The 6,783-nt window shown below is 43.4% G+C and carries 5 protein-coding genes; 3 read left to right on the forward strand and 2 right to left on the reverse strand.

Annotated features, from left to right (window positions below; translation table 11 throughout):
* Window positions 1-166 precede the first annotated feature (166 nt).
* The gene (recN, locus tag AB4351_RS07405) at window positions 167-1,831 is read right to left on the reverse strand and encodes a DNA repair protein RecN (RefSeq protein WP_017059862.1); all 1,665 of its coding nucleotides are present in this window, start codon (window positions 1,829-1,831) and stop codon (window positions 167-169) included.
* A gap of 292 nt (window positions 1,832-2,123) precedes the next feature.
* Window positions 2,124-3,008 (reverse strand): NAD(+) kinase, encoded by an 885-nt coding sequence (gene nadK, locus AB4351_RS07410; protein ID WP_017066747.1) that lies wholly within the window; start codon window positions 3,006-3,008, stop codon window positions 2,124-2,126.
* 143 nt (window positions 3,009-3,151) lie between these two features.
* On the opposite strand from nadK, the gene grpE reads away from it, so the two are divergent.
* The 3 genes from grpE to AB4351_RS07425 all read left to right on the forward strand — a co-directional run bounded on the left by grpE (window position 3,152) and on the right by AB4351_RS07425 (window position 6,690).
* Entirely contained in the window at window positions 3,152-3,733 is a 582-nt protein-coding gene (gene grpE, locus AB4351_RS07415; RefSeq protein WP_017069543.1) for a nucleotide exchange factor GrpE, read from the forward strand.
* A 388-nt stretch (window positions 3,734-4,121) separates the two neighbouring features.
* Entirely contained in the window at window positions 4,122-5,396 is a 1,275-nt protein-coding gene (locus AB4351_RS07420) for a dicarboxylate/amino acid:cation symporter (RefSeq protein WP_017072011.1), read from the forward strand.
* A gap of 256 nt (window positions 5,397-5,652) precedes the next feature.
* Complete coding sequence (locus AB4351_RS07425; protein WP_372125531.1) at window positions 5,653-6,690, forward strand: polysaccharide lyase family 7 protein; 1,038 nt, start codon at window positions 5,653-5,655, stop codon at window positions 6,688-6,690.
* The last annotated feature ends 93 nt before the right edge of the window (window positions 6,691-6,783 follow it).

Raw genomic sequence — 6,783 nt, forward strand, 5'->3', positions numbered from 1 at the left:
GTTTGAGATCTTTCTTCGCTAAAATACTGCCTGATAATAAACAAGCTCCAGCAAGAAGTAAAAAGCTCCTTGCGCTTTGAGCTTGTTATGACTGGCAATTTTGAATTAAGTTGCAAAATTGCCAAGAATTTTCGGTAAATTATCAGAAAGTTGCTGAATATGTAACCTATGCTGCGATTAATAACTCTTTTGCATTGGCAAGCGTCGATTCGGTAATCTGGCTGCCACCAAGCAGTCGAGCAAGCTCTGAAACGCGTTGTTGCTCATCAAGCGTGTGCATTTGAGTCTCGGTTTTACCTGATTTCGTGTTCTTCGCTACAAAAAGTTGTTGGTGACCGCAACCGGCAACTTGAGGTAAGTGAGTCACGCACATAACTTGTGTCGATTCGCCCAGCTTACGTAGCATTTTTCCGACAACCGCAGCGGTTGGTCCACTGATACCCACATCGACTTCATCGAAAATCAGGCTTGGTGTATCCACTTTTTGCGCTGTGATCACCTGAATCGCCAGTGAGATTCGTGATAACTCACCACCAGAGGCCACTTTCGCAATCGGCTGCATTGGTTGGCCTGGGTTGGTCGAAACAATGAAGGTCACGTTATCCATACCCAATGGAGAAGGGTGTGTGTTGGTGTTGTTCACTTCAATGGCAAACTGCGCTTTTTCCATGCTCAGTTCGTGCATGCTTTGCGTGATCAGCTTGTTGAGCTCTTTTGCGTAACGAGTTCGAGATTTATGAAGCTTCTCTGATTTAGCAACGAACGATTGGTATTGGTTTTCTACCTCGTTGGCCAGTTCTTCCAATTTTTCATCAGAGCAATCAAGCGCTTCAACTTGTTGTAGTAAGTCTTGATGGTGCTTATACAGCTCTTCAGGTAACACGTGGTGTTTACGAGACATCGACATCACTTTAGAGAAACGCTCCTCAACGTAAGCCATACGACCGGGATCAACATCAATGCTGTCTAGGTAGGTTCTTAACTCGTTGTTGGTCTCTTCGATCTGAATAATGGCTTCAGAAAGCAAGTTCGGTAACTCGGCCAATCTTTCATCTAGCTCAGCTAACTGAATTAAGGAGTTATTGGCCGATTGCAGAATACCAAGCGCATTAACTTCTTCGCCTTCATAAATAAGCTCGATAGCTTGCTGACAGGTTGTGGCCAGTTCTCCGCTATTGGAGAGGCGCTTATGCTCTTGTTCGAGGTCTTCATATTCTTCCTCCCCAATAGACAGCTCATTTAACTCTTTGATTTGGTATTCAAGAAGTTGTTTTTGAGCTTGGTTTTGCTGGCTATTCTCACGTAACTCTTTTAAGTGGTTATCCGCTTGTCGCCATGCTTGGTAAGCATTACGTGTCGATTTCAATAGGTTCAAGTGGCCTGCGTATTGATCAAGCATGGCCATTTGATAATCGCTTTTCATCAACTGGTGATGCGCGTGTTGACCATGGATGTTGATCAACAGTTGTCCAAGTGATTTCAATTGCGAAAGAGGGACAGGGCTACCGTTGATGAATGCACGAGAACGACCTTCTTTTGAGATGGTTCTGCGCAGGATGCACTCACTGCCATCAAGCAATTCGTTGTCTTCTAACCAGCGGGTTGCATGCAGATTGTTCTCAAGTAAAAAAGCGGCACTGACTTCGGTTTTTTCTTCACCTTGTCGAACCATTCCTGCATCGGATCTTCCCCCAAGACATAAGCCTAAAGCATCGATAGCGATAGATTTACCCGCACCAGTTTCCCCGGTGATTGTTGTCATGCCTTTAGATAGTTCTAGCTGTAAAGACTTAACAATAGCGAAATTATTAACACTTAAATGAGCCAGCATTTTTATTTACCTGTATAACTGAACAATACTGTATATAAGTTCAGTATATACTGTTTCTTTATACAGTAAAGTCGACAGGTGAAAATTTTTTGCGACCGTTATCAGAATTGAGGTTGTTCGTAGATCACTGAAACCGCTATAGATTCCCAACTCAGTCGTTCCTCCCTCTTGGGAGTGGAGGTATAAGGAACTGCAGAGAAGCTAGAGCCGACGGGCTTTTACTGGCAATAAAAAGGCTGACGAATGTCGTCAGCCTTTCAAATTTTCGGTTACCACTGGAGCGTTTATTCTTTTAGAACAGCTTACTCGACCAACCTAGTTTGTTACGTAGAACATGGTAGTAGTTGTAGTCTTTAGGATGGATCAACTTAAGTACATTCGGGCTTTGGTAAATGTGGATCTCATCGCCAGGAGAAACCGGTAGCGAGATTTGACCATCACAGCTCACTTCCTGAGTTCCACGGTTATCAGGCGATACGATCAGCTTGATACGACGCTTGCCATCCACCACAAGTGGGCGGCTTGAAAGGGTGTGCGGGAACATTGGCACGAGTGAGATAGCATTTAGGCTTGATGACAGGATCGGGCCGCCGCCAGAAAGCGAGTAGGCGGTAGAACCTGTCGGTGTTGAGACGATTAAGCCATCAGAGCGCTGTGAGAAGGCGAAGCTGTCATCGATATATACTTCGAACTCGATCATGTGAGCAACTTGGCCGGGGTGCAGTACAGCCTCATTAAGGGCTGCATTGTGGCTTTTTATCTGGCCGTGACGATGAATTTCCGTTTCAAGTAAGAAGCGCTCTTCTTCCATGAACTCGCCTTTGAGTACATCAGTAAGCGCACTCTGGAAGTTTTCAGGGTTGAGATCGGTTAGGAAACCAAGATTGCCTCGGTTAACACCAATCACTGAAATGTCGAAACGTGACAAGATTCTAGCGGCACCGAGCATATTTCCGTCACCACCGACCACAATAGCGAGATCGGCGCGTTTACCTAATTCAATCAGGCTAGAAAAATGTTCTTTTGGGATGTCGTCCAAAATAGTGGCGAGTCTGTCATCAACAAACACTTGATAACCCTCAGCACTTAACCACTGATAGAGCTCTCTATGAGTCTGAATTGCTTGCTGATCTCGAGGTTTACCGATAATGGCGATGACTTCAAATGGCTTTTTCATAACGTTTCCAAACGAATTAGGCTTGAATCAAAATTCTTCATCCCCATAATAAAGGCAAGTTGAACGTCTATGCGAGTGTTTTATATCAATTTGGGGCGCAAACACGCCTGTCACTTGCATTGAAAACGAATTCTGGAGATATCATGAGCAACGAAGAAAACAAAGTAACCGAAGCAGAGCTAGATCAGATCATCGCTGAAGCTGAGAAAGTTGAAGAAGCTGAACTGAATGAAGACGCTGCTGATGAGCAGGAAGCAAAAATCGCTCAACTGGAAGCTGCACTGCTTTCTAGTGAATCTAAAGTGAAAGAGCAGCAAGATTCTGTTCTTCGCGCGAAAGCTGAAGTTGAAAACATGCGTCGCCGTAGCGAACAAGAAATTGATAAAGCGCGTAAATTCGCTTTGAACAAGTTTGCTGAAGGTCTGCTTCCTGTAATCGACAACCTAGAGCGTGCAATGCAAGCAGCAGACGCTGAAAACGAAGTGGTTAAGCCACTGTATGAAGGTGTTGAGCTAACGCACAAAACGTTCGTAGACACAGTTGCTAAGTTTGGTCTTAAAGAGATCAACCCTGAAGGTGAAGCGTTCAACCCTGAATTCCACCAAGCGATGTCTATTCAAGAAAGCCCAGATCACGAATCGAACACGGTTATGTTTGTGATGCAAAAAGGCTACGAACTAAACGGTCGTGTGGTTCGCCCAGCGATGGTTATGGTTGCTAAGTAATGACGAATTACGTTGCCAAGTGATTGACTGGTGCATTGACTGAGTTAGTCGCAGCGACAAAATAAATCACTGGTTTGCGTAAAATAAAAAGAGAGGTATAGGCCTCTCTTTTTTTGTGCCTATAACTTGAGAGTCCACGTAAATAAGCATCAAAACCGCATTAAGAATGTCGTTCTTTTTATTTCATTCAGATCAGCGATTTAGAGTTTTGTGTTATGAAACTTGTTGTGATTGAGTAAATGTTTTGATGTCACATTTGTGGTGTTTTTGTAAATAAATACTTTTAATTGTTATCTTTGTATGTAAAATCCACTGCCATACAGCGATTTTGGTCGCATATATAACTATAAAAGTACAAATTTCAAACACAACAAACTGGAGAAGAACGATGGATAAATCGCTCTCAAGTAAAATTTTTGTAGGCTTGTTCGCCGGTCTACTTATTGGTACTGCTATTCAGTACCTATTCAGCGGTATTGCTATTTTTGATACGTATCTACTTGGCGCTGCCGAAGGTGCTGGTGGTATGTTCGTATCACTTATCAAATTGCTTGTAGTTCCTCTTGTTTACGTATCTATTGTTTGCGGTATTGTTGAGCTAAAAGATATTCGTTCATTTGGTCGTCTTGGTGGTAAAACCTTTGGTCTTTACATTATTAACACCATCATCGCGATTTCAGCAGCGCTAACGATTGGTCTTATTTTCCAACCAGGTGCAGGTGCGAACCTTGCGGGTACGGTTTCTGAGACAATTGCGCTTACAACAACTGAAACACCAGACATCTTCTCTCTTGTTGTTAACATCGTTCCTAGCAACCCTGTAGAAGCGTTCGCAAGCGGCGACATGCTACAAATCATCTTCATGGCAATTTTGACAGGTCTTGCTATTCAAGCGCTTGATTCTCGTGGTGGCCCAGCTATCAAGACATTCAAGATGGCTAACGAAATCATGATGAAGCTTATCGGCCTAGTAATGAGCTTGGCGCCTTACGGTGTATTTGCTCTGATGATTCAACTGGGCGCAACACTGGATGCAGACACGCTAATGTCAGTTGCTGGCTATGTGGCGCTTGTGGTTGCAATGCTTGTGTTCTGGATTTTCTTCTTCTATCCAATGATGGTTGGTTCATTCACTGGTATTTCTCCAAAGCAGTTCCTACGTGCAACTCGTGAGCAAGTTCTATTCTCACTATCTACAGCAAGTTCGAACGCAACAATCCCAGTAACAATGCGTACTCTTACTGACAAACTAAACGTATCTAAGTCAGTAGCAGGTTTCGGTGTACCACTGGGTGCAACAATGAACATGTCTGGTGTATCTATCTACATTGCACTCGCAACTATGTTCGTAGCAAACGCGTTTGGTCAGCCAATCAATACTGCTGATATCTTCACTCTTGGTCTAACTATCCTGCTACTGTCTATCGGTGCTGGTGGTGTTCCTGGTGGCGGTGTTGTGATGGTAGGTGTTCTATTGCACCAACTAGGTTTACCACCAGAAGGTCTAGCGATTGTTGCTGCTGTTGACCGTATCTGTGACATGTTCTGTACTTCTTCTAACGTTGTTGGTGATACTGCGGTTAACACTATCGTAGCGAAATCTGAAAACGAAATCGGCGTTGAAGCTAACGAAGAAGCTGAGCTAAAGAAAGCAGAAGCATAATTCTTAATTAAGATTCGATAATTAGAAGCCCCGCTCAATGAGAGCGGGGCTTTTTTGTTTCTGATGATAAGTGCTTTGGGCTATCTGATAACTTGGCTAAAAATATCTTTGATTGGTGTTAAGTCTCATTTTTTCTTTTTACTCGTGCCGAATTGGCCATCAGTTTTCAATCTTTAATATAGATCACATATAATAATACAATATTATTTTATTGTTCTGACAACCTACATTATGACGACATAAAGGAAACCCAATAATGAAGCTGTCTTACCTTAGCCTACTGACTGCCAGCCTTTTAGCCGCTCCCGCTATTGCTTCTAATCACGATATTGGTCAACAGTTCAATCTTGACCCTGCAAAAGCACCAGCACAAAACTTCGATTTATCTAAATGGAAAATTAACTTACCGGAGCTGACGACTGAAGGGTCTAGAAAAGGTAAAACGCTGGAGATTGGTAAAAAGGAACTGTCGAATGTAGACACGCCTTACGTTCACCCTAAATGGTTCTACACGGATGCTGAATCTGGTGCGATGGTGTTTGTGGCTCCGAATACAGCACCAACGACACCAAACAGTAAGAATACGCGCAGTGAGCTAAGAGCGATGCTGGCAGACAGCTACTCGGCGCCGAGCAACAATTTCGCGATTTCAAGCCATGAGAATGCAGAAGAGTTTGGTTCTATCGGTGGTCAAATGACGGCAACACTTTCTGTTGATCAGGTGAGTACCAGCGGTAGCTACAAAAAAACAGGCGCATTCTCGGTAGTGATCGGCCAAATTCATGGTTCAGACAATGAGCCACTGAAAATTGTTTACCGCAAGTTGCCAGAACATGAGCATGGTTCGTTAACGTGGAACTATGAGTTAAACCCGCCGACAGAGATGAAAAACGCGAAGGATGAAAACGGAAAGAAACTTCGTAAAGACATTCGCCATGATGTATTTGGTCAATACAATCTGAAAAAAGGCAGCTCGGACCCTGCTGATGGCATCAAGCTAGGTGAAGTGTTCTCATACGATGTGAATATCAAAGATAACATCATGCACTTAACCTTTACTAAGAATCCAAACTCAGCCGATCCTATTGTGAAGACGTATGATGTTGATTTGGCTAAGGGTAAGTATCAGGGGCATGATATCGACCTTGGTTATGGACAGGACTGGATGTACTTCAAGGCGGGCGCATACAATCAATGCAACACTAAGAAGTCGAGCTCAGCCTGTGAATGGCGTGGTATGGAAGCGGGTGATTACACTCAAGCGAGCTTCTACCAGTTAGTGCTCAACCAATAATATGGCTGAATCAGTCACCATTTGAACAATATTTAACTGATTAATATCTATTTGAAAAAGACCTTCCACATGAAGTAATGCCGTTCACTTAAG

The sequence above is a fragment of the Vibrio sp. 10N.261.51.F11 genome (assembly GCF_041471665.1).
GTDB classification, from domain to species: Bacteria; Pseudomonadota; Gammaproteobacteria; order Enterobacterales; family Vibrionaceae; genus Vibrio; species Vibrio crassostreae_C.